Genomic DNA, 22,137 nt, shown 5'->3' with positions numbered 1-22,137 from the left:
TGATGCGATGCTCAAGAGCGGGGGCTTCGCCATGTTTGCGCCATTGCCGCGATGCACCTAGATTTCGCACAGGTCACAATGGACAAGCGGCGCATGAACGGAACAGTCTCGAAGCTCGCGACGAAGGCGAGCGGGGTTTTCGCGGGGGCGCTGGTTCTGGCCGCGGCGCCCGCCTGGGCTCAGGCAGCGACGGAGCGGGTGGTGCTCGCGCCGCATCGTGCGGTCTACGATCTCGTGCTCGACAACGGCAAGCCGTCCGGGAATATCGAGACGGCGAAGGGCCGCATCGCCTTCGAGTTCACCGGCGATGCCTGCGAGGGCTATGCGCTGTCCTTCCGGCAGGTGACGCAGCTCGGCACCGAGGCCGGGCCGCGCCTGATCGATGCCCGCACCACCAGCTTCGAGGCCGGCGACGGCGCGAATTACCGCTTCAAGACCGAAAGCACCGCGGGCGGCGCCAAGCCCGATACCGTCGACGGCACTGCCCAGAAGAACGGCAGCGGTTATGAGGTGAAGCTGCGCCAGCCCAAGGCCGAGATCTATCGCGAGGCGAGCGACGCGTTGTTCCCGAACGCACAGATGAAGGCCGTGATCCAGGCTGCGCGCGCCGGCCAGAAGACGCTGAGCGTGCGCCTCTATGACGGTGCGAATTCCGGCAAGGAGGTCTATGACACGCTCTCGATCATCGGAAAGCGGATCGAGGCGGAGCCTTCCGAGAAGCCGCTGCAGCGCCCCGAATTCGAGAAGATGGCGCGCTGGCCAGTGACGATCTCCTATTTCAAGGCGGGATCGGGCGAATCGACGCCGGCCTACAGCATCGCCTTCGAGCTCTACGAGAACGGCGTCACCGGCGCGATCCGGCTCGATTACGGTTCGTTCGCGCTGCGCGGCACGCTCACGCGTCTGGATCTTCTTCCTCAGGAGCCTTGCGCGAAATAGCGGGTTCCGACGAGCGACGCTGCGGCAATCTGAGGCTCAGGCCCTTGCCGATCGCCTCGTCGCCGAAGCGGGCGCGCAACTTGTCGAGCGCGCCCTCCATCGCCTTCAGGCGCGGCGTCGCGATGTCGGCGAGATCGCCATGGTCGGCGGCCTCCGGTGGGCTGAAGTCGCTCGCGCCGATGCCGATCAACCGGTAATGCGCGCCGTTGCATTCGCGCTTCAGCAGGTCTCGCCCCGCCGTGAAGAGGCGGGCGGCGAGCTGCGTCGGTTCCGGCAGGCGGGCGGCGCGGGTGATGATCTGGAAGTCGGCCGTCTTCAGCTTCAGGGTGATGGTCCGGCCGGCAAGCTCCTGTGCTTTCAGCCGTTTCGAGGTCTTCTCGCAGAGCCGCCACAGGATCGGCTCCAGCTCCTCGAAGCGGGCGAGATCGACGTCGAGCGTGGTCTCGCTTGAGACGCTCTTGGTCTCGCGTTCCGGCGTGACCTGGCGGGCATCGATGCCGTTGGCGAGGTTGCGCAAGCGCGGGCCGTCTTTGCCGGCGAGCTTGAAAAGCTTGTCGACGGGCGCCTCACGCAGGTCGCCGATGAGCTTGAAGCCGCCTTCCGCCAGTTTCGCGACACCGGCCGGGCCCATGCCGGGGATCAGGCTGATCGGCTTCCCCGCGAGGAAGGCTATCGCCTCGCCCCGCCCGATGATCGAGAAGCCGCGCGGCTTGTCGAGATCGGAGGCGACCTTGGCCAGGAACTTGGCATAGGAGAGGCCGACCGAGATGGTGATGCCGAGCTCGGCCTCGACACGCCCCGCGAAGCGCGCCAGCGTCACCGCCGGGCTGGCATCGTGCAGCCGCTCGGTGCCGGAAAGATCGAGGAAAGCCTCGTCGATCGAGAGCGGCTCGACCAGCGGCGTCAATTCGCGCATCAACTGCCGGACCTCGCGGCCGACCGCGACGTATTTCGCCATGTTCGGCTTGACCACGACAGCCTCGGGGCAGGCCTTCAGCGCCTTGAACATCGGCATGGCCGAGCGCACGCCATAGGTGCGGGCGATGTAGCAGCAGGTCGAGACCACGCCGCGCTTGCCGCCGCCGACGATGACCGGCTTGTCCTGCAACGAGGGATCGTCGCGCTTCTCGATCGTGGCGTAGAAAGCGTCGCAATCGATATGGGCGAGGCTCAAGCTGTCGCGCTCGGCATGGCCGAGCAATCGCGGCGAGCCGCAGGCCGGGCAGCGCTTCGGCGGGCCGAGCGCGTCGTGGTCCGCCAGGCAGTCGCGGCAGAGCCAGCGCGACGAGGGCGCGGCCGCGCTCAAGAGAAGTCGTCCGGCTCCGGCCCGGCGAGGACGCGCCTGGCATCGGCGACGATTTCGGGATTCAGCCTTAAATTTCCGGCAAATTCCAGGAGGAGCGAATCGCTCGAGCCGATATGGTCGAGCACGGCGGCGAGGAAGCCGGGCTCGCCGGCAGCCTGGCGCAGATTGGCCGGGTTGAGGCCGGTCGTGCTCAGAAACGGCTCGATCCGCTCGGGTTCGGAAGCCAGGAAGGCCAGAGCCTGCAGCGCGAGCGCCTCTGCCTCGTCCGTTGTGGGGCGTCGTATCATGGGATGGAGTCGCGTATCCGGTTTGCGTTTCGTCAACTGCTCGCGTGCTACGCAATCATCTGATGATGCCGCCAATTTGGAAAGCCCGCCATCGGTGTGGCGCTCCCGGCGCAAATGAAGGGCGGCCCGATGAAGACTGTTCTGATCGTCGAGGACAACGAGCTCAACATGAAGCTCTTCAACGATCTGCTCGAAGCCCATGGCTATGCGACGCTGAAGACGTCGGATGGCATCGAGGCGATCGAGCTGGCGCGGACGCATCATCCGGCGCTGATCCTGATGGATATCCAGCTTCCGGAGGTCTCGGGGCTCGAGGTCACCAAATGGATCAAGGAGGATGACGACCTGAAGTCCATCCCGGTCGTCGCGGTCACGGCCTTCGCGATGAAGGGCGACGAGGAGCGGATCCGGGAAGGCGGCTGCGAGGCCTATCTCTCCAAGCCGATCTCGGTCGCGAAGTTCCTGGAAACCGTCCGCACCTATGCCGGCGCGGCCTAAGCCGGCGAAAGCACAGCCATGACTGCCCGCGTCCTCGTCGTCGACGACATTCCCGCGAATGTGAAGCTGCTCGAAGCCAAGCTTTCGGCAGAATATTTCGGCGTGGTCACGGCGACGAACGGGCGTGATGCAATTGCCCTCTGCGAGCGCGGTGAGGTCGATATCGTCCTGCTCGACGTGATGATGCCGGGCATGAACGGCTTCGACGTCTGCCGGCGGCTGAAGGGTGCACCCGCGACCGCGCATATCCCCGTCATCATCGTCACCACGCTCGACCAGCCCCGCGATCGCCTGCAGGGGCTCGATGCCGGCGCCGACGACTTCCTGACCAAGCCGCTGGATGATACCGCGCTCTTCGCCCGCGTGCGCAGCCTCGCGCGGCTGAAGGCGATGACCGACGAATTGCGCAGCCGCGCCATCGCTTCCGTCCGGCTGGGCATTGCCGATCCGCTGGCGACGGCGGCGGCCGAGACCGGCCTGAACGGCCGCATCCTGCTGGTCGAGGACCGCCCCAACGTCGCCGAAAGGCTGCAGAGCGCGCTCTCGGCCTTTCATGCCGTCGAGGTCGAGAGCGATGCCCAGCAGGCCGTCATACGCGCTGCCGAAGGCGAGTTCGACGCGGTCGTCGTCAGCCTGGACCTGCAAGGGCAGGACGGCCTGCGCCTGTGCAGCCAATTGCGCTCGCTGGAGCGCACCCGCAACATCTCCGTGCTGCTGATGGGGGAGACCGAGGACCGCGACCGCATCCTGCGTGGCCTCGAGATCGGGGCGCATGATTTCCTGCTGCGTCCGATCGACCGCAACGAATTGCTGGCGCGCGTGCGCACCCAGGTGCGCCGCAAGCGCTTTACCGAGCGGCTGCGCGACAGCGTCCAGTCCTCGATGGAAATGGCGGTGATGGACCAGCTCACGGGGCTGCATAATCGCCGCTTCATGGATAACCGGCTCGCGGCGATGTTCGACGAATCGGCGCTGCGCGCCCGCTCCTTGTCGCTGCTGGTCCTCGACATCGACCATTTCAAGTCGGTCAACGACAGCTGGGGCCATGATGTCGGCGACGAGGTCCTGCGCGAATTCGCCGATCGCGTGCGCGCCTGCACGCGCGGCATCGACCTCGTCGCGCGCATGGGCGGCGAGGAGGTTGTCGTGGTGCTGCCCGATACCGGGCGCGATGCCGCCTATCGCGTGGCCGAACGTATCCGCGAGCGCGTCGAGAACGCCCCTTTCGCGGTCCAGAACAATACGCGCGACATCAAGGTCACGGTGTCGGTCGGCGTCTCGAGCCGGCGCGCCGGCGATGCCTCCTCCGCCGACATGATGAAGCGGGCCGATGATGCGCTCTACCGGGCCAAGGCGAGCGGCCGCAACCGCGTGATCGTCGCCAGCGCGGCATAGAGCATCGGCCCGAAAAGTGGCTCGCGGTTTTCGGAAAACGCCGATGCCGGATCAAAAGCTAGAGCATCGGACTGAACACGGCATTCAGTCCGATGCTCTGGCCGATCAGCCGGGCGTCGGAGCCTGCTCCAGCCATCGCTCGGGGAGGGCGCTTGCATGTGCAGCGAGCGCTTGGCGCAGCGTTTTCACGGTGCCTTCGTGCTTTCTCTCAAGTCCCTGAGGCAAGCTTCTGAAGTCGATGCGTGAATAGCGTTGCTGCTCCGGCGGCGATCGCGAGCTTTAAGCTTAGTGGGTAGGGTTAACGATCGATGAAGAGGGTCGATCGGTCGGATTTGATTGATTCGGATGCGGCGCATTGTAGAGATTGTGCGACGCAGCGATCTCAAAGACCGCTCCGAAACGCCCCTCGGGTGCTCAGGTCCGCCGCATCTCCTGGGAAACCGAAGGGCTCGGCCGGTCGGTGACGGAATTCTGGCCTCCTCAGAACCGCCGCCGGCCGGCCACCTCGCGTTGCGACGCGACACTTGCACAAATCATACGAATACTTCACGCGATACTTGGCGGGTGCTCAGAGGACGTCCTGAGCCAGTGCCACGGGCCCGATGGCGCGGATTTCGCAATCGGCCTCGGTGCCGTTCTGCGAGGACTGGACGAGGAAGCGGGCATCCGCGCCGACCGCCATGATCGGATGGTGCCAGAGCCCCTTGCGGTAGACCATTCCCTGCGACGCGGCGAAGGCGAAGGCGGCGAGCGTCGCAAGATCGGGCATGCCGTCCGCGCCGGCTTGGCTGACGACGACGATGTGGCCGGCGCCACCCAACGGCATGATCAATTGAACCGAATTCACATGCCGCTCGAGCATCGTGATGGCGGGAGCCGGCTGCTGCCGCGTCGCTTCGAAGATCGAGGTGACGAGCCTGGACCCTGGCGGGACATCGGCGGCGGCCTGCGCGTGGACGTCGTGCCGGCGCGCCGTCCCGTTATTCGCAGCCCGGCCGGAATCGCCCGTTTCCACCAGCCAGCCGAAGGGCTCGAAGGCGGCCTTCGTGACCGGGATCACGCGCAACGGGTGAGGCGAGGGAAGCCCGCCCTTGATCTCATTGCCAGGCATCATGTCGGTCTTTCTCCCGCGGCATTCGGGGCGGATATGCGCGCCCGATGCTGCCGTTCTGGCTCATGCCATCACGATCTGTCGAGCTGCGTGATGGCGGATGATCATCGAGCGACCCAGGCGATGACCTTCCCGGCATGGCGGGCTTCGAGGCCACCATCTTGCCGCGCGGCCTTCACCGGGACGGCCGTGAAGACGAAGTCGTTCGCGGCTTGCCCGACATGGCAGGATCGACAGCGGTCGAGATTCTCTCCGGCCTTCGGACTCCGATCGGGATTGAATCACTGGAGCTCCCAATCACCGGTCCTGAGCTCCGGCGCGTGGCCGGCGCCCAGCCGGTCCGTTTCTCCATGACCAGGTAGCGATAGAGTTTGCCGTCGCGGTGATCTTCCATGGTGATCACCGTGCCACTCGGCATCGGGCGGCCAACCTTTACGGCCTCGATGGCTTCAGGGCTGACGAACAGCTCCTCGCGGATGGTCTCGCGATTGACCGTGGCGTAGTGGACGCCCTTAGCATAGTCGGCCTTGGAGTCCGATCCTAGCCCGAACGCTGAAGCGGGCCGATGCCGAGGACACGCTCATCCGCCTCCAGATCGGCCTCGAGGATGTCGAGGACCTGATCGCGGATCTGGAAAGAGCACTCGTCGCAGCCAATCGGGGTGGTTCCTGACCATCTCGTGCCCACGCGTTCGCCTGGAGCCCGACATCCCGCGCCGGAATGCCGTCGATCTGCGTCTCAGGGATGTCTTCGGCGGCAAGGGCGGCCATCAGTGATGCAGAGCGGTTCCATCCAGAGGGCTCCGGCGAATCTCGGCGAGTTCGGACGCGACCATGTCCGGTGCGGCGCTGCTTTCCGTCTTGAATGCGCGTCGTAGCCAACCATTCGCATCGACGAGAACCAGCGCCGGCGCCGAAGCGCTGGCGGTGACTTCGGCCAGGGCTGCCGCCAATGGCTCGGGATCCTCGACAGGGCATAGCCGCGCGGAATCGTCGACCTGCACCCGTGCGCCGGCCCCATGCTCGTCACCCTCGATCCAAACACGCAAGGGGGCTCCGTTGCCGGGAGTGACGAGGGTGCCGTCGGCGCAACGGGCGACGAAACCCGGCATCCGCGCCGCTCCGGACCAGCGCATCTCCGGCGGCGAGAAGATGCGGGCTCCGGCACGCAAGCGGATGAAGTCGACCAGCGACCAGATCGCGGCATCGTCCAGTTGCGCGGCCGGCGGCATCGGGCCGCTGCCGTGGCGGATCGACCAGAACAGTTCGCCGCCGGGGCGCCCGGCGATCAGCGGCGCGGAGAGGTCTGGTGGCCAGACGGATTGCGCGACCGCGACCGGGCCGCGCCCGCGCGCGTCCGCGCCGTGACAGCTTGCGCAATCGCGTTGGAACAGCTCGCGCCCTGCCGCGATCGAGCGTGCGCCATAGCCAGTGGGAGATAGCTGGAAGCTCGTCGGAACCGCAGCGACGACATAGGGACGCCAAGGCGGAATCTGGGCGAAGGTCAATGCGGCGGCCCCGGCGAGAAGGGCTGGCCAGCGTAATTTTCGGAACGCGGCCGCCAGGGCGAAAAGCGCGAGGGCAATGGTGGCGGGGACAAGCAGGCGAGACAGCCCGTCGCGAAGATAGGCGTCGTTCCATGGCGCCGGCACCGGCCTGAAAGCGAAAGGCCAGGTCGGCTGTTCGTGGATCGCGGGGGGCTCGTTGGCCAGTGCCGCCGCAACGGCCACGATCGCCAGCCCGAGCCCGGTTTCCGCGGCGATCGACAGGGCGAGGGCACGCGTCGAGCCTGATGCCGCCGCTGCGGGTACGAAGCGGATGCGATTGGCGGCAGCAAGCAGCAGGAGGCCGCCGAACAGGGCGATCTTGGCGATGGCAAGCCGGCCATATGCGGTGCCCAGCAACCCGGGCAGGGTGCCGACCAGTGCTTGCACCTGAAGGATGGATGTCGCGGCGAGAACGGTGACGCAAGCCAGGCCGAGCGGCGTGAAACGGCGGGCGAGCAGGGGCGCCTGGGCCGGCAGCATCCGGCAGACGGCCAGAAGCGGGGCCAATGCGCCGAGCCAAAGGCCGGCTGCCAGGACGTGAAGGCCCAGAGCTGCTGTCGTCCAGAAGTCGGTGGCGGCTCCATGCCCGAGCAGACCCTGCATCAGAGCCGCGATGGTCATGAGAAGCAGCGCGCCTGTTCGGACAACGCCGTCGCCACGCAGGAGCAAGCCCGCAAGGGCGAGTAAGCCGGCGCGCGACAGCAGCACTTCGCCGAAGCGTGTCTCCGCTACGGCGGCAATGCTCTCGAGGCTGCCGAGGGGACGCCCCAGCATGGCGCTGCCTTGCAGCCAGAACCAGAGCGCCCCGCCCGCGAGCGCCAAGATGACCGAGAACCGGCTGCAGGAGGACAGGCGGCGCAGCAGTTGCCGGCCCCCCGGCGTTGTGGCGAGCGGGCCTTGCGACAGCAGGCGAAAGGCCTCGATGCCCAGGCCGGAGAGCAGGGCGGCCAGGTGGAGCCAGCGGGCCGCCGGCAGCGCCGCCCCGATTAGAACATCCACATCAAGGCCTGACGGTGAAACGATACTGCCCGGTGACGCGGTGGGTATCGACCGAAGTCGCGGCCCATTCGACGGTGTAGGTGCCCGCCGAAACCGGCTTGAGCCGGACCTTCAGCGCCTTGCGATCGCCGGGCACGGCCTCTGCCGGTGCTGTGCTGACGACCCCACCGCGGGCATCCCTGACAGTGATGCTGCTTAGCTTGGCTTCAAGGTCCTCGGTGAAGCCGAGGGTGATTTCCGCCGGAGCGGCCACCGTTGCGCCATCGGCCGGAGAGGCGGTCTTGAGATGCGCATGCGCGAAGGCCTGCGATGCGGCGAGAGAAAGGGCAAACGCCAGCCCGATGCGTCGAGACATGGATAGGGTCCTGCGATGAAAGAAGTGAGATTGCGGGCCTACCAGCTCGCGTCGAGCCCGAGATGGGCGAGCGCCTGCCCGCGCAATTCCGCCAGGCGCGGATCGCTACGATGGCGTGGGTAGGGCAGGTCGTTGACGATCTCGGCCTTGATCCGGGCCGGACGCTCGCTCAGCACGATGACGCGCTGGGCCAGGAACAAGGCCTCCTCGACATCATGCGTGACGAGCAGCGTAGTGAAGCCGCGCTGGCGCCAGAGTTCAGCGATCTCGGTTTGCATCGCGATCCGCGTCAGCGAGTCGAGCTTGCCGAGCGGCTCGTCGAGGATGAGTACGCTGGGATCGTTGACGAGGGCGCGGGCCAGTGCGGCGCGCTGGGCCATGCCGCCTGAAAGCTGACGCGGGAACGCCCGTTCGAAACCGGCGAGGCCGACTGTCTTCAGGGCGTCGTCGACGCGACCCTTCTGGCTGGCGAGCAGGCCGCGTGCCTCGAGCCCGAGCGCGACGTTCTTCCAGACGGTGCGCCAGGGATAGAGCGTCGGGTCCTGGAAGACGACGACGCGAGAGGGATCGGGCGTGGTGATCTCCTCACCCGCCGCCGCGATGCGGCCCTGCGAGGGCTGTTCGAGCCCTGCGACCAGCCTGAGCAAGGTCGACTTGCCGCAGCCGCTCGGCCCCAGCAGGGCGACGAACTCGCCAGCCCGGATGTCGAGATCAATATCGTCGAGCACCGGTAGAGGGCGCCCTTCGAGATCGAATTCATGCGAGACGCCGGCGATCGAGAGCTCCGCACCGTTGGACACGAGAGCGCTGGTCGAGGGCGAGACAGCGAGCTGCACGGCTACCATTTCACCACATCCTTCTGCCAGCCGAGCAGACGATCGCGCAGCGCGAAGAGCAGCGTGATCAGCCCTGAGAAGATCAGCGCCATCACGATCAGCGCGCCGTACATGTTGGCATAGGCGGCCCAGCCCTGCGCCCATTGCAGGTAGTAGCCGAGCCCGGATTTGACCCCCATCATCTCGGCCGCGACCAGCACCGAGAACGAGGCGCCGAGCCCCATGAACAGGCCGACGAAGACATGGGGCAGGGCGGCAGGGATCGCGACCTTGAAGATCAGGAAGGCACGGCCGGCGCCCAGCGTCCGGGCTACGTCGTAATAGGCCTTGTCGACGCTGGCGACACCGGACCAGGTCAGCACCGTGACCGGAAACCAGGTGGCGAGCGCGATCAGGAAGATCGCGGCCGAGAAGCTCGACGGGAAGAAGAAGAACGCCATCGGCAGGAGCGCGGTCGAGGGGATCGGCCCGAGGAAGCGCAAAACCGGGTGGACCCAGTAGCCGAGCCCGCGCGACCAGCCGATCGCGATGCCGGTGACGAAGCCGGAGATCGTGCCGAACAGGAAGCCGAGCGCCAGCAGCCGCAGCGAATGCAGCACGCTCTCGCCGAGCCGCGGCCAGTCCTCCGCATAGACCTCAACCAGTGAGGACGGCGGGGCGAAGAAAGGCACCGGTAGTACGCCGAGCTTCGCCGTCAGCAGGTCCCAGATGCCGACGAAGAGCGCCAGCACAACGAGCCAGGGCGCAGCGCGGCCGAGGCGCCGGCCGAGCGGTGGCCAGAGCGCGCCGACGGCTGTCGCCAACGCCAGCAGGACGGCCCAGCCGATGAAGCCGGCATTGGTCTCGCTGACATAGAGCGGGTCGGCAAAGCCGACCTTCCTGTTGGCGAGCAGCGTGACGGAGGCCGCCACTGCGGTCCAGGCTGCGGTGGCGAGCGCGCCGCGTGCCAGGACCGAGCCGTCGACCTGCAGACGTGGCTGGTCGAAAGCCGATGCGGTGCCGGTCTGTTCAAACGGGGACATGGGGCACGATCTTCTGCGCGAAGGCCTTGGCGTCGGTGTTCTTGCGGATCACGTTGACGAGCTTGAGCTGCTCGGTGAACAGCGCGACGTCGTCGCGCAGCGCCGCGCCGGTGGAGTGATGATCATGAGTGTGGCTGCGCAGGATCGCGGCCACCGTCTCGGGCGTGACCTTGGCCGGGACGAAGGGTGCGAAGATCTCGGCCGTCTTGTCGGGATTGGCCGCGGTCCAGGCCTGCGCCTCGACAATCGCGCGCGAGACGGCCCCGGCAACCTCGGGCTGGTCGCGGATCAGGGCGCCACGCAGGCCGAGCACGCAGCAGGTCGATTTCGCATACTGGCCTTCGAGATTGGTGGCGAGCTCGATGAGCTTGTCGCGCTCGCGGATCAGGTAGAGATGCGGGTCGTCGCCGGCGAGCGCCTGAACCTCTCCCTTTTTCAGCGCCTCGCCGAACAGGTCCTGCGGATACTGCACCCAGCTCACGTCCTTCTCGGGATCGAGCCCGATCTCGGCGAGGCGGATGGCGAAGAAGTTGCGCACCGGGCTTGCCGGATCGGTGACGGCGATGGATTTGCCCTTCAGGTCTTTCAGGCTGCCGATATTGGCGGCCTCGGGCACCAGCAGGCGCATGCAGCCGCCATGAGTGCCGACGGTGAGGCCGACATCGAAGCCCTGCTCCAGCGGCTTCAGCCAGCGCAGCGCCATGCCGATGCCGCCATCGGCATGGCCGGTCGCGATCGCTTGCAGCAGGGCGTCGGTCGGGCCGCTGAAATTCACCGGCTCCACCGCGAGATTGTACTTTTCGAACAGGCCTTGCTTCAGCGCGACCGAGATCGGCGACTGGCAGACGGCCGTCTGGCCCCAGGCGAGCTTGATCGTCTGACGCTGCTTCAGCGGCGATGCTTGAGCGAAAGCATGTTGCCCGGCCAAACCGGCCAGCGGTGCGGCGGCAAGCGCGGCGGCTCCGCGCAACAAGGTGCGGCGGGAGGGGAAGGTCGTCTGCTGGGTCATGGTCGCTCCTTGCCGCTCTGCACGCGGCTGCATGGTCATTCGGGAAAGGGTCAGGCTGCCGCGCGTTTGGCCGGCACGCGGTCGACGGTGCCGCGTACTTCGACACCCTGCCGGAGCAGGTTCAGGATCGGGCAGAAGCGCTCGACGGCGGCATTCAGGGCGTCGAGCTCGGTCGCGTCCGTCGTGAGCCTGACGGTGTAGGACAGGTCGTGCGGATAGATCGGTGTGGTCTCGTGACCGGGCGTTCCGGCGCGCGGGTCGAGTTGGCCGTGAACCTCGACCCAGACATCCTCCAGAGCGATCTGCTGGTCGGCGGCCTGGATCAGATAGGTATGGGTCAGGCAGCTCGACAGTGCGCCGAGCAGCAGTTCAGGCGAGCTCGGCCCAAGATCGTAGCCGGCGAAATCCGGCGGGCTGTCGCTGATCACCTGGAAGTCGCGGATGCGGATGCGCCGGACGCCGCTGCGACCCTCGGCATGGGCTTGCGCCTGCAGCTTCAGCGGACTGGCTTCTCCCGAGCGGGCATGGGCCTTGCGGCGCAGCAGGGCGTCGCGTTTCTGGGCGAGATATTCCGTGAGATTGGACATGGTGGTGTCCCGGTCTGGCGTGATGCAGGGATCTGGACAGACGTGCGCACTCGGTCACGCAGCCGCGATTGCGGCTGGCGCGAGATTGCTTTGTCTGAGCTGTGGATGGGCTCGAAGTGAGCGCGGAGAGGCGGCCCGTCCTCAGGCTCCGACGGTCAGAGCCGTCGGTGGAAGAGCGAGCCGGCTGCGAACTCTGCTGTGCTGAACGTCATGGACATTCGCGTCTCCAAAACAAAAGGAGCCCACGAGACATCGTGGTGCTTTTAGCGTTGTTGACGCGGCGCAAGCTGCTCCAGCAAATCCCGCGGCGAAGACGCTGAAAACGCCATCGCTTTCAATATTATTGCTTGGGTCATTATTATTGGCAATGAAATAGAATATGCGTTTTTCGTGGCAGAACGCGATGATTTGTTTTGCATCCGGCGACGCGACGAGGTGATCGACATCTTCACCGCATCGACCGGATGTCGGACCGTGGCGATTTCCGGGGCTTGCGTTCGCGCCGGCAGGCGGCGACCTTATCCGCTGTGCGCGGGGAGGGCCCCCGAGCCGGGGAGGTTGCGTCCTTCTGGCTAGGCGCCCGGACACCTCAAACTTAGCCCGCGATGGCGACCAAGATGTCGGGTTGACTACGGATGACGTCGGCTATGGCCATTCCGTTCTCGCCACCTCGCTCCTCGAGAGCCGCTATGACGCGGAGCCGATCTTTGATCGACTTGTCCCGGTTCAGCTTCATTTTACCCTCGATGGCGTCGAGCGGTATGCCAACGCCGACGATGGTGCGCAGCCTCGCCTGGGCCAGAGTGTCCGGAACTGCCCGGAAATGGCCCATAGCGGACGTCGGGAATGTCTGCTTCCGGGCCAGCGGTTCGGGGGACGACAGCGGGGTTTAAGCTGACTCATAGCCGACATCTGGAGCGTCCGGTTGTCGCAACCCAACGCAACGGTTGGCCATCGCTGCCGGAAACGGAAAACTGCGTGGCCGAGTTCAACCGGTCCTCGACGACATCCTGCTTGCCTTCGTCGTTGAGGGGCTGCTGCAGCAAAAATGCGCGCGAATGCCTATGGTGGCAAACGGCATCCTGACCCATTTGTTTTATGAGGGATGGTTTTGAGATGCCTGAGGTCTGAAGGAACGGTCGATGACAGCGCCGATGGATCGCCAGGGGATCGAAAAGCTCATCGACGGAATGACGCTGAAGGAGAAGGTCGGACAGCTCACCATGCTGAGCGGCGAGCTGGTGCAGACGGGCCCGGCCTCCGCGCCAGTCACCTCCGCCGCCATCCAGAACGGTGAGGTCGGCAGCCTCCTGAACCTGGTCGGGCCGGAGCGCATCCGGGATGCGCAGCGGCACGCCGTCGAGGGCTCGCGCCTCCGGATTCCCCTCTTCTTCTCGCTGGATGTTCTCTATGGGCTGAGAACGATGTTCCCGATCCCGCTTGGGGAATCGTCGGCCTTCGATCCAACGCTGTGGGAAACGACCGCTCGCGTGGCGGCCGAGGAATGCGCAGTCGAGGGCATCGACCTGACCTTTGCTCCGATGATCGACATCGCGCGGGATCCGCGCTGGGGACGGACGCTCGAAGGGCCAGGCGAAGACCCGCTTGTCGGCCAGCGGATCGCGCGGGCGAAGGTGCGGGGCTATCAGACGGCCGATCTCGCCTCGCCGACGGCGATCGTTGCGACCGCGAAGCATTTTGCCGGTTACGGAGCGGTCCTCGCCGGCCGGGAATATGCCTCGGTCGACATGTCGGAGCGGCTGCTGCACGAAGTCTACCTGCCACCGTTCAAGGCCGCAGTCGAAGCTGGCGTCGCCTGCATCATGCCGGCTTTCGTCGATCTCAACGGCACGCCGATGTCCATTCATGTGCCGCTTCTGCGAGGCCTGGTGCGCGAGCGCTGGGGGTTCGAGGGCGTGATCGTGAGCGACTGGAGCTCCATCGCCGAGCTGTTGCTGCACGGCGTCGCAGCCAAGCCCGAGGCCGCCGCGCTTGCGTTAAATGCAGGTGTCGACATCGACATGATGGGCAAGGGCGCTTATGTCGATGGGCTGCCCGAGGCGCTCGATCGCGGTCTCATCACCATGGCACGCATCGACGAAGCGGTGCGGCGCATCCTGCTGCTCAAGCTGAAACTCGGCCTGTTCGACGATCCCTATCGCCGATGCGGTTCGCCAGAGGCCGTCGCGGCCATCGGCGCCCAGCCGGCGCGCAGAGCTCTGGCGCGGGAGGCCGCGCGCAAGTCGATCGTGCTCCTGACCCATTCCGGGGACACGCTGCCGCTCAAGAATAGCCTGAGCTCCATCGCGATCGTCGGCCCCTTCGGCGAAATCGTGGGAGGCTCCTCGGAGCCGGCGGCCGACGAGCGCGTCGCCGAGTTGGTCGACCGGCTTAAGACAGCCTTTCCCAAGGCTGCGATATCAGTTGCCACCGGTAGCCACGTCGAACAGCCCGATGACAGCGGTCTCGAAGCGGCGCGTCGGGAGGCGGGGCAGAGCGACGCGATTCTCCTGTGCCTCGGCGAACGCGTCGACATGGCAGGCGAAGCCAGCAGCCGGGCCCATCCCGACGTGCCCCAGCCTCAGCAGGAGCTGGCGCGGGCGATGCTGGATACGGGCCGGCCCGTCATCGTCCTGCTGTTCTCGGGCCGGCCGCTGATCTTGCCGGATTGGCTCGCTGCAGGCGCCAAGGCGATCCTCGCGTGCTGGCATCCGGGCTCGGAAGGCGCCGGCGCCATTGCCGATGTGCTGAGCGGTGCTCATAATCCGAGCGGTCGACTCTCGATGTCGTGGCCCGCCGATGTCGGGCAGATCCCGATTTTCTACGCCGAGCGCCCCACAGGCCGTCCAAGGCTGGAAACCGAGCATTTTTCCAGCAAGTATCTCGATATTCCGAACGAGCCCCGCTTCACGTTCGGCCACGGGCTGTCCTACACGACGTTCCTCCTGACCAATCCGCGCGCGACCAGATGGACGATCACCGCGGGTGAAGCCACCGAGATCCTGGTCGACGTCAAGAATACGGGGGCGATGGCCGGCGAGCACACCGTGTTCCTGTTCATCCGCGACGTCGTGTCCTCGATCACGCGGCCTCAGCTGGAATTGAAGGACTTCACGAAGGTCGCGCTCGCCCCCGGTGATATGAACACCGTGCGCTTCACGCTCTCCTCCGACCAGCTTCGCTTCCTGGGGGCCGATCTCGAACCGCTGCTCGAACCCGGGCTCTTCGACGTCTTTGTCGGGCCGAGCGCCGACCCGGCGCAGCTGCAGATGCTCGAATTGCGGGTGAACCCGCCCCCGAGCGTCGCCTGATGCCCGGGCCGGTGGTCGAGCCTTGAGCGCCGCGATGGACGGGAGCCCGACACCGCCCGCAGCCGCTTCCGCGCTGGACGTTTCGGCAAGCGGGGTCCTGCACCAGCTTTGGATCCTCATCACGGCGATGCGCGCCTCGCCGCGCCGGCTGGCATTGCTGTTCCTGCCGATGGGCAGCATCGTTGTCATCGCGACGAATGCCGTGTTCCAGATCCAGCTGAACAACTGGCAGGGCGCGCTCTACGATGCCCTCCAGAACCGTGACCTGGGAGCCTTCGGCCATCAGCTCCTGGTGTTTCTGTCGCTCATCGGCGCGCTCCTCCTGCTCGTCGTCGCCCAGGCCTGGCTCACCGAAGTCGGCAAGGTCAGGCTACGGGGCTGGCTGACGCGGGACATGCTCGACGAATGGCTGAAGCCCAAGCGCGCCTATCTGCTCGCCTTCGCCGGTGAGGCCGGCGTCAATCCCGATCAGCGCATCCACGAGGATGCCCGCCACCTGACGGAGCTCTCCGTCGATCTCGGCAACGGCCTGCTGCAGGCCTCGCTGATGCTGGTGAGCTTCATCGGCGTGCTCTGGATCCTCTCGACGCAGGTCGTGTTCAATTTCGGCCATGGCGACTTCACCATTCCCGGCTACATGGTCTGGTGCGCGATCGCGTATGCCTCCATCGGCTCGTGGCTGGCATGGCGGGTCGGCCGGCCGTTGATCGCGCTGAACGCCGAGCGCTATGCGCGCGAGGCCGATTTCAGGGCGTCCCTGATCAAGGTGGCCGAGCGGTCGGAAGCTATCGTGCTCTATCAGGGTGAAAGCGACGAGCGCGCCCATCTCGACCAGGCCTTTCACAAAGTCCAATCGCTGGCGCGCCAGCTCGCCAACGGCATCGTCTCGCTGACCTGGGTGACGTCGGGCCATGGCTGGCTCGCCATGGCCGCGCCCTTCGTGATCGCGTCGCCCGGTTATTTCGGCGGCCGGCTCTCCCTCGGAACCCTGATGGTCGCGGTCGGCGCCTTCAACCAGGTCCAGTACGCCCTGCGCTGGTTCGTCGACAATTTCTCGAAGATCGCGGATTGGCGGGCAACGTTGTTTCGGATCATGGCCCTGCGCGACAGGCTCCAGCGTATCGAGGAGCTGCACGCCGACCAGCACCGGATCACCTTCTACGAAGCCCCGGCCGGCGTCCTAGTCCTCGAACAGGTGGAAGCCTATCTGCCCGGCTCGCTCGTCGAATGCGCCGCGATCGAGGAAAGCAGGATCGAGCTGAAGGCCGGCGAGCATGTCCTGATCGAGGGCGACAGCGCGGCGGCGAAAACAACGCTCTTCATGAGCCTCGCCGGGCTCTGGCCCTGGGGCGACGGCCGCATCGGCCTGCCGCCGCGAGCCGACATGCTGTTCCTGCCCGAGCGCCCCTATTTTCCGCGCGCCACGCTGAGGATCGCGCTGGCATATCCCGCCGACGCGCAAGACCATACGGACGAGCACTATGCCAGCGCGCTGCACGCGGTCGGCCTCGACCGTCTGGTGGAAGACCTCGACCGCGTCGCCGACTGGGACCGGCATCTGTCGCTGGAAGAGCAGCAGACACTCGGCTTCGCGCGCGTTTTCCTACACACGCCACGATGGGTCTTTCTCAATGATTCACTGGGCGCCGTTCGCGAAAAAAGCCGCGCCGCATTGCTGGCGGCCTTCGCGGCCAAGCTCAACCAGTGTACCATTGTCAGCACCGGCGGTGATATCGGCCATCATTTCTTCCAGCGCAGCATCCACCTCCAGCATGTCCCTCGGACCGCGAGCCGCTCCTGAAAAGAGCCGCTCCAAGAAGCCACCGGCAAAGCGGCCTCCGAAGGCGGCCTCCTCCTCCGGCGACAAACCGGTCAAATTCGGTGCTCAGGATAGTCCTGCTCCTGGTTGCCAGCGGGATCAGCCGCGTCAAGCTGCGCGCGCACAGCATTCCCGAGGTGCTGGTCGGCTTCACTGTGGGCGCGCTCGCGCTTGTGGCATGAGCCCCTTGCGGACGAGTTCGGAGAGGCCGATGCCGACCGACTTCTGACTTGAGCAGCGCCCTCTATCAGGAACGGCGGGTAGGCAAGGCCAATGGGCGGTCATAGGACAGGCTTCGGCGCGCAGAAGATGGTATGAGCGCCGAGACAAGACTTACAACCTTCCGTAAGGTCAACCGATAGAAGGTCTGCCGGGCCTCGCGTGGTGTCTCGACGATGCCGGCTCCCCTCAACATCGGAGCTGCTGCGAGAGCGTCGGCTGGTGAACGTCCAGCATCTTCTCGAGCTGGCCGACGGCATACTCCCCCTCCACCAGCGTGCAGACGAGCATCAGCCGGCTGGGACGGGCGAGCGCCTTGAGCAGGCCGGCGACCTTCGCCACTCGGCTCGTCAGCTCCGCCAGGTTCATCGGCACCTGAGTCATGGCGCCGTCTCGTCCCAGGCCGCTCCGGCGAAGGCATCGAGCGGGATCTTGAGATAACGCCGGCCGTTCGCTTCCGGCTCGGGCAAGCGACCGCCGCGGAGGTTCACCTGCAGCGCATGCAGGATGAGCTTGGGCATGGGGAGCGTTTTGTCACGCGCCTGACGCAGGGCGACGAACGAGGCTTCGTCCTGCCCGGCGACATGCGGGTTCGTCAGCTTCTGCTGGCCGACCGTGCTCTCCCAGCGCGGCGCGCGGCCATGGGGCTGGTAGTCATGCCCCGTGAACAGCCTCGTCTCGTCGGGCAGCGCGAGAATGGCCTGGATCGAAGCCCAGAGCGCGCTGGCGCTGCCGCCGGGGAAATCGGCCCGCGCCGTGCCGGATTCGGGCATGAACAGCGTATCGTGGACGAAGGCGGCGTCGCCAATGACATAGGTGATCGAGGCCAGCGTGTGTCCCGGCGAAAACAGCACGGAGGCCTCCAGCGAGCCGAGCCTGAACCGCTCACCATGGGCAAAGAGCCGATCCCATTGCGAGCCGTCAGTGGCGAGATCCGGGAGGTTGTAGAGATCCTTCCAGAGCTTCTGCACGGCGACGACCTGCGCGCCGATCGCGGTCTGCGCACCGGTCTTGCCCTTGAGATACTGCGCGGCGGAGAAGTGATCGGCATGGGGATGGGTGTCGAGGATCCAATCCACGCGCAGGCCCTTCTCACGGACGAAGGCGAGGATGGCGTCGGCCTGGGTCGTGGCGGTCGCGCAGGATTTCTCGTCATAGTCGAGCACGGGATCGATGATGGCGCAGGTCTTCGTCGCAGGGTCGGTGACGACGTACTGGATGCTGCCGCTCCTCGGCTCGTAGAAGCCGGTGACCTGTGGCGCCCGGGCCGCACGACGGTCGAGCCAGGCCTTGGCTCCGGCGAGGTCGAAACCGAACGTCTGACCGAGTCCAACGACCGCATCGGCCGACAGACGGTCGTCGAGGACTTCGCCCAGCACATGAAGAGTCAGCGCGCGGGTGCCGCTTTTGCAATGTGCGAATACTGGCCCCGGCGCCCGCGCGACCGCCGCGCGGAAGGCCGTTACGTCAGCCTCGGTGATGGTCGGGCCGGTCACCGGAATGAAGCTGTAGACCATACCGGCCTCCTCGGCCGCCTTCCTCTCGGCAGCCGAGCCCGGCTGTCCCGCCTCCTCGCCAGCAGGCCGAACGTTGACGACGGCCTTGAAGCCCTGCGCAGCGAGAGGCACGAAGTCGGCCAGAGCCGGCTGACCGGCGATCGACAGTGTTTCCGTGATCTTGATGGGGTGCATGGCCGGCCTCCAGGACTCGCCGCGAATGTATATTAGCAACTTGCAAGCGTCAGAGAACGACCACCTTCGAGCCGCTCGGGATGCGGTTGTAGAGGTCGATGACGTCCTGGTTCATCATGCGGATGCATCCGGAGGAAACGGCCTCGCCGATCGTTTCAGGCTCGTTGGTCCCGTGGATCCGGTAGAGGGTGTCGTTGCCGTTCTTGAACAGGTAGAGCGCACGCGCGCCCAGCGGGTTGCTTTCGCCGCCGGCCATGCCGCCCGACCATTTCGCGTAGCGCCGCGGATCGCGCCGGATCATGTCGGGCGTCGGTGTCCAGCGCGGCCATTGCGCCTTGCGTTGGACCGTCGCCGTTCCGGTGAATTCGAGGCCGGCCTTGCCGACGCCGACACCGTAGCGCAGCGCCTTGCCATGCTCCTGCACCAGATAGAGGAAGCGCTGATGTGGATCCACGACGAGCGTCCCGGGCCGGTGTTTCGTCGGGTAGTCGACGAGTTGACGCATATTGCGGGGCTGGAGATCGTCGAGATCGACCGCCGGCACCTTGAACTTCTCGGTCTCGATCGCGGCATAGCGCTGCGCGACGTGAGGCGGGATGGCGCTGTAGGAGGCCGTTGCAGGCGGTTGCGGCTGGACCGTGGTGCAGGCGGCGATCAGCAGCGGCAAGGCGATGACGGCGAGCGGCTTCGCCGCTCGTGGGGCGCGGATCATTCTGATCTTTCCGATGAGGCTAGGGTGGCCGGCGATGCGAGGACGGCGATCAATTCTGTTTCGCCGCCTGCTTGGCGCGCGCATCGGCCACGACCTGCTTGAAGCCGGCATAATCCAGCGTCGAGGTCCGGAACGGGCCGACGAGATAGGCCGGCGTCCCCTGGAGGTCGATGGAGTCGGCCTGGGCGAGGTTGCGCCGCAGCAAGGCGGTGATGGCGTCCGCCTTGGCGTCGAGATCGGCTTGGAGGCGGACCATGTCGACGCCCGATGCCCTCACGGCTTCCAGCATCCTCTCCTTGGAAATCCGCCTGCCGGGAATGCCCATCAGCGCATGGTGCACGGCGTCGTACTTGCCCTGATAGTGGGCTGCGACCGCGAGCTGCGCGCCATAGACCGAGGCCTCGGACAGGATCGGCCAATCCTTGTAGACGAGCCTGATCCTGCCGTCGGACTTGACGATGCGAACGAGATCAGGCGCCGATTGCTTGCAGAAAGGGCAGTTGTAATCGAGGAAAGCGACGATGGTGACGTCACCCTTCGGATTGCCGGCGGTGGGCGCCTCGGGGTCGTTGAGGATGGCGTTGGTGTCGACGTCCTGGCCCAGGGCAGAGGGAATTCCCAGCAGTGCGGGCCAGATCGTGGCGAGAACGCCCGAGGCGCTCAATCCAGCGAAGCGGGAGATGAAGGTTCTGCGGTTCATGGCAAGCTCCAGGGGTGACGAGATGGACATGCGAGGGGAGAGGCAGTGTCAGGCGCCGGCTTTCGTGAGCATCGCCGCGAAGGCATCGACGGTGGTGGCGCCCGTCGTGCGGGCCCCATCGACCTCACGGCCGCTGCCGGCATCGATGAAGAGCAGGGTCGGCGGGCCCACGACGCCGAAGCGGTCCATCAGGGCCTGCCCCTCGCTGCCATAGACGGTCAGGTCGGCGCGGATGATCGTGAGCCTGTCGAGGCGGGCGCTGATGGCGGGATCGCGCATCACGCCGCGGTCGATCTCCTTGCAGATTGTGCACCAGTCGGCGGTGAAATCGACGAGGATCGGCCGCTTCGCCGCTCGAGCCTCAGTGAGCGCGGCATCAAAGGCGGCGGGCGTGGAGACGACTCTCGCCGTTGCCCACGCCATTGCCGCAGCTGGCTCCGACGCGCCGGCCCCGTCGAGAAAGACCGCGAGGCGTAACGGATCCGGTCGCCCCGTCGCAGCCGCCCCGACCAATACCAGGCCGTATAACGCAAGAGCTGCTCCGGCAAACCGCGGCAGCAGGCGCAGATGGTCGCGGATTAGCGAATAGCCACCGAACCAGGCGCCGGCCGCGATCGCCAGCAGGCCCCACAGCAAGAGCGTAATGCCGGCCGGCAGCACGCGCGCCAGCATCCAGATGGCGAGGCCGATGAAAACGAAACCGAAACCCTGCTTCGCCTTGACGAGCCATGGGCCCGACCGCGGCAGAATGCGAGCGCCGAACGTGCCGAACAGCACGAGCGGCAGGCCCATGCCGAGGCCGAGCGCAAACAGCGCCGCCGCCCCGCGCACCATGTCTCCGGTCTGCGCGACATAGAGCAGCGCGGCCGCCAGCGGCGGCGTTACGCATGGACCGACGATCAGCGCCGAGCTGAAGCCGAGCATCGCCGCACCGCCCGGCGAGCCGCTGCGACCGCGGCCGGTTCCCGCAAGCCGCGTGCCCCAGCCCTGCGGAAGCTGCAGATCGAAAAGGCCGAACATCGACAACGCCAGGGTGACGAAGACGAGGCTCATCAGCCCGAGGGCCAAGGGTGTCTGCAAAGCGATCTGCAAGTTGCGGCCTGACATCGCCGCGGCGACGCCCAGGGCGGCATAAGCCGAGGCCATGGCGAGCACATAGGCCCCCGACAAGACGAAACCACGCCTGGCCGACAGTTGCGCGCCCGTCTGAGCCAGCAGGCCCGACAGGATCGGGATCATCGGAAAAATGCACGGCGTCAGCGACAAGAGCAGGCCAAAGCCGAGAAAGCTTGCCAGCGTCAACGCCAAGCTGCCGGAGAACAGACCGGCCGGTGCTACGGCTGTCGCTGCGTTGCTGGGAGAGGAAGCGACAGCCGGCGACGTGTCCGGGACGGAGGTGGACTGCGCCTTCGACAGGGCACCCGTCGCCAGATCGACAGCCTTGACGATCGGCGGATAGCAGACGCCCTGCTCGGCACAGCCCTGATAGGTCACGACAAGAGTGCCTGTTGCCGGCGCGTCGCTGGCCGCGATGCGGGCCTGCGTCTGGCCGTGATAGATTTCGGTCAGTCCGAAATTGGGATCGTCCTTCTGCTCGCCGGCCTCAGTGGAAAGCGTCAATGGCGTGCCGTCCTGCCGCTGCGCTTTCAGGCTTTCGCGATAGAGGTAATGGCCCGGCAAGGCCGTCCAGGTGAGGATGAGGCTACGGTCGGCAGCGCGATCCACGCCGAGGCGGAAGACCTCGTCGGCCGGGCGCGTCGTGGCGGCGGACGCGACGCCCACCATCGCCATGAGG

19 protein-coding genes and 3 pseudogenes are annotated in these 22,137 nt (G+C 66.3%); 7 read left to right on the top strand and 15 right to left on the bottom strand.

The window, feature by feature from the left end; translation table 11 throughout:
- The first annotated feature begins 93 nt into the window (after positions 1–93).
- Complete coding sequence (locus FHT98_RS00845; protein WP_162766137.1) at positions 94–939, top strand: cell envelope integrity EipB family protein; 846 nt, start codon at positions 94–96, stop codon at positions 937–939.
- Here FHT98_RS00845 and FHT98_RS00840 read toward each other — a convergent pair.
- Both FHT98_RS00840 and FHT98_RS00835 read right to left on the bottom strand, forming a co-directional pair.
- On the bottom strand, positions 896–2,245 hold the full coding sequence (locus FHT98_RS00840; RefSeq protein ID WP_142111821.1) for a DNA polymerase IV: 1,350 nt from the start codon (positions 2,243–2,245) through the stop codon (positions 896–898). The genes FHT98_RS00845 and FHT98_RS00840 overlap by 44 nt on opposite strands.
- Positions 2,242–2,532, bottom strand: a complete 291-nt coding sequence (locus FHT98_RS00835) for a DUF3572 domain-containing protein (protein ID WP_047574544.1) — start codon at positions 2,530–2,532, stop codon at positions 2,242–2,244. Before FHT98_RS00835 ends, FHT98_RS00840 begins: the two co-directional genes overlap by 4 nt.
- Positions 2,533–2,661: 129 nt before the next feature.
- On the opposite strand from FHT98_RS00835, the gene FHT98_RS00830 reads away from it, so the two are divergent.
- On the top strand, positions 2,662–3,030 hold the full coding sequence (locus FHT98_RS00830; protein ID WP_061968283.1) for a response regulator: 369 nt from the start codon (positions 2,662–2,664) through the stop codon (positions 3,028–3,030).
- Positions 3,031–3,048: 18 nt separating this feature from the next.
- Positions 3,049–4,425, top strand: coding sequence for a PleD family two-component system response regulator (locus FHT98_RS00825; RefSeq protein ID WP_142111819.1), 1,377 nt, complete (start codon positions 3,049–3,051; stop codon positions 4,423–4,425).
- Between the two features lie 568 nt (positions 4,426–4,993).
- Here the strand turns inward: FHT98_RS00825 and FHT98_RS00820 are convergent.
- Positions 4,994–5,539, bottom strand: coding sequence for an ureidoglycolate lyase (locus tag FHT98_RS00820; protein ID WP_142111817.1), 546 nt, complete (start codon positions 5,537–5,539; stop codon positions 4,994–4,996).
- 543 nt (positions 5,540–6,082) lie between these two features.
- Here FHT98_RS00820 and FHT98_RS26590 point away from each other — a divergent pair.
- A pseudogene (locus tag FHT98_RS26590) lies at positions 6,083–6,208 on the top strand (PLP-dependent transferase); the annotation flags it as partial.
- A gap of 97 nt (positions 6,209–6,305) precedes the next feature.
- On the opposite strand, the gene FHT98_RS00810 reads toward FHT98_RS26590, so the two are convergent.
- The 7 genes from FHT98_RS00810 to FHT98_RS00780 all read right to left on the bottom strand — a co-directional run bounded on the left by FHT98_RS00810 (position 6,306) and on the right by FHT98_RS00780 (position 12,722).
- Complete coding sequence (locus FHT98_RS00810) at positions 6,306–8,081, bottom strand: CopD family protein (protein WP_142111815.1); 1,776 nt, start codon at positions 8,079–8,081, stop codon at positions 6,306–6,308.
- A gap of 1 nt (position 8,082) precedes the next feature.
- The gene (gene copC / locus FHT98_RS00805) at positions 8,083–8,436 is read right to left on the bottom strand and encodes a copper homeostasis periplasmic binding protein CopC (protein ID WP_113584291.1); all 354 of its coding nucleotides are present in this window, start codon (positions 8,434–8,436) and stop codon (positions 8,083–8,085) included.
- Positions 8,437–8,474: 38 nt separating this feature from the next.
- Positions 8,475–9,281: an ABC transporter ATP-binding protein gene (locus FHT98_RS00800; protein ID WP_142111813.1), complete on the bottom strand. Its 807-nt coding sequence runs from the start codon at positions 9,279–9,281 to the stop codon at positions 8,475–8,477.
- Positions 9,275–10,294: an ABC transporter permease gene (locus FHT98_RS00795; protein ID WP_142111811.1), complete on the bottom strand. Its 1,020-nt coding sequence runs from the start codon at positions 10,292–10,294 to the stop codon at positions 9,275–9,277. The genes FHT98_RS00800 and FHT98_RS00795 overlap by 7 nt, the downstream gene beginning before the upstream one ends.
- The gene (locus tag FHT98_RS00790; protein WP_142111809.1) at positions 10,281–11,303 is read right to left on the bottom strand and encodes an ABC transporter substrate-binding protein; all 1,023 of its coding nucleotides are present in this window, start codon (positions 11,301–11,303) and stop codon (positions 10,281–10,283) included. Before FHT98_RS00790 ends, FHT98_RS00795 begins: the two co-directional genes overlap by 14 nt.
- Positions 11,304–11,353: 50 nt before the next feature.
- The gene (locus tag FHT98_RS00785; protein WP_142111807.1) at positions 11,354–11,890 is read right to left on the bottom strand and encodes an OsmC family protein; all 537 of its coding nucleotides are present in this window, start codon (positions 11,888–11,890) and stop codon (positions 11,354–11,356) included.
- A gap of 595 nt (positions 11,891–12,485) precedes the next feature.
- Entirely contained in the window at positions 12,486–12,722 is a 237-nt protein-coding gene (locus FHT98_RS00780; RefSeq protein WP_142111805.1) for a hypothetical protein, read from the bottom strand.
- Between the two features lie 115 nt (positions 12,723–12,837).
- On the opposite strand from FHT98_RS00780, the gene FHT98_RS26055 reads away from it, so the two are divergent.
- Genes FHT98_RS26055 through FHT98_RS00770 form a run of 3 tightly spaced genes read left to right on the top strand, consistent with a single transcriptional unit; the run spans position 12,838 to position 17,002 of the window.
- Positions 12,838–13,005: a hypothetical protein gene (locus FHT98_RS26055; protein WP_170843491.1), complete on the top strand. Its 168-nt coding sequence runs from the start codon at positions 12,838–12,840 to the stop codon at positions 13,003–13,005.
- 27 nt (positions 13,006–13,032) lie between these two features.
- Positions 13,033–15,201, top strand: coding sequence for a glycoside hydrolase family 3 N-terminal domain-containing protein (locus tag FHT98_RS00775; RefSeq protein WP_349236258.1), 2,169 nt, complete (start codon positions 13,033–13,035; stop codon positions 15,199–15,201).
- Between the two features lie 22 nt (positions 15,202–15,223).
- Complete coding sequence (locus FHT98_RS00770; RefSeq protein WP_142111803.1) at positions 15,224–17,002, top strand: ABC transporter ATP-binding protein/permease; 1,779 nt, start codon at positions 15,224–15,226, stop codon at positions 17,000–17,002.
- Between the two features lie 299 nt (positions 17,003–17,301).
- Here the strand turns inward: FHT98_RS00770 and FHT98_RS00765 are convergent.
- The 5 genes and pseudogenes from FHT98_RS00765 to dsbD all read right to left on the bottom strand — a co-directional run bounded on the left by FHT98_RS00765 (position 17,302) and on the right by dsbD (position 22,127).
- Positions 17,302–17,623 (bottom strand): annotated as a pseudogene (locus tag FHT98_RS00765) (metalloregulator ArsR/SmtB family transcription factor).
- Entirely contained in the window at positions 17,620–18,930 is a 1,311-nt protein-coding gene (gene blh / locus FHT98_RS00760; protein ID WP_142111801.1) for a bifunctional sulfur transferase/dioxygenase Blh, read from the bottom strand. The pseudogene FHT98_RS00765 and the gene blh overlap by 4 nt, the downstream one beginning before the upstream one ends.
- 52 nt (positions 18,931–18,982) lie before the next feature.
- A pseudogene (locus tag FHT98_RS00755) lies at positions 18,983–19,642 on the bottom strand (L,D-transpeptidase); the annotation flags it as partial.
- A gap of 49 nt (positions 19,643–19,691) precedes the next feature.
- Positions 19,692–20,342 carry a DsbA family protein gene (locus FHT98_RS00750; RefSeq protein WP_142111797.1) on the bottom strand — a complete coding sequence of 217 codons (651 nt, stop codon included), beginning with the start codon at positions 20,340–20,342 and terminating at the stop codon, positions 19,692–19,694.
- Positions 20,343–20,390: 48 nt separating this feature from the next.
- Positions 20,391–22,127 (bottom strand): protein-disulfide reductase DsbD, encoded by a 1,737-nt coding sequence (gene dsbD / locus FHT98_RS00745; RefSeq protein WP_248309309.1) that lies wholly within the window; start codon positions 22,125–22,127, stop codon positions 20,391–20,393.
- Between the last annotated feature and the right edge of the window lie 10 nt (positions 22,128–22,137).

Source organism: Allobosea sp. AK1 (assembly GCF_006714945.1).
GTDB classification, from domain to species: Bacteria; Pseudomonadota; Alphaproteobacteria; order Rhizobiales; family Beijerinckiaceae; genus Allobosea; species Allobosea robiniae.
The sequence above is the reverse complement of the archived record's forward strand: the minus strand, read 5'-3'. Positions and strand labels throughout refer to the sequence as shown.

What these genes read in the sequence shown, in the direction of transcription:
- FHT98_RS00845 (WP_162766137.1), top strand. Translation starts at nt 94, where the DNA reads ATGAACGGAACAGTCTCGAAGCTCGCGACGAAGGCGAGCGGGGTTTTC.
- FHT98_RS00835 (WP_047574544.1), bottom strand. Translation starts at nt 2,532, where the DNA reads ATGATACGACGCCCCACAACGGACGAGGCAGAGGCGCTCGCGCTGCAG.
- FHT98_RS00830 (WP_061968283.1), top strand. Translation starts at nt 2,662, where the DNA reads ATGAAGACTGTTCTGATCGTCGAGGACAACGAGCTCAACATGAAGCTC.
- FHT98_RS00825 (WP_142111819.1), top strand. Translation starts at nt 3,049, where the DNA reads ATGACTGCCCGCGTCCTCGTCGTCGACGACATTCCCGCGAATGTGAAG.
- FHT98_RS00820 (WP_142111817.1), bottom strand. Translation starts at nt 5,539, where the DNA reads ATGATGCCTGGCAATGAGATCAAGGGCGGGCTTCCCTCGCCTCACCCG.
- copC (WP_113584291.1), bottom strand. Translation starts at nt 8,436, where the DNA reads ATGTCTCGACGCATCGGGCTGGCGTTTGCCCTTTCTCTCGCCGCATCG.
- FHT98_RS00800 (WP_142111813.1), bottom strand. Translation starts at nt 9,281, where the DNA reads ATGGTAGCCGTGCAGCTCGCTGTCTCGCCCTCGACCAGCGCTCTCGTG.
- FHT98_RS00795 (WP_142111811.1), bottom strand. Translation starts at nt 10,294, where the DNA reads ATGTCCCCGTTTGAACAGACCGGCACCGCATCGGCTTTCGACCAGCCA.
- FHT98_RS00790 (WP_142111809.1), bottom strand. Translation starts at nt 11,303, where the DNA reads ATGACCCAGCAGACGACCTTCCCCTCCCGCCGCACCTTGTTGCGCGGA.
- FHT98_RS00785 (WP_142111807.1), bottom strand. Translation starts at nt 11,890, where the DNA reads ATGTCCAATCTCACGGAATATCTCGCCCAGAAACGCGACGCCCTGCTG.
- FHT98_RS00780 (WP_142111805.1), bottom strand. Translation starts at nt 12,722, where the DNA reads ATGGGCCATTTCCGGGCAGTTCCGGACACTCTGGCCCAGGCGAGGCTG.
- FHT98_RS00775 (WP_349236258.1), top strand. Translation starts at nt 13,033, where the DNA reads ATGACAGCGCCGATGGATCGCCAGGGGATCGAAAAGCTCATCGACGGA.
- blh (WP_142111801.1), bottom strand. Translation starts at nt 18,930, where the DNA reads ATGCACCCCATCAAGATCACGGAAACACTGTCGATCGCCGGTCAGCCG.
- FHT98_RS00750 (WP_142111797.1), bottom strand. Translation starts at nt 20,342, where the DNA reads ATGAACCGCAGAACCTTCATCTCCCGCTTCGCTGGATTGAGCGCCTCG.
- dsbD (WP_248309309.1), bottom strand. Translation starts at nt 22,127, where the DNA reads ATGGTGGGCGTCGCGTCCGCCGCCACGACGCGCCCGGCCGACGAGGTC.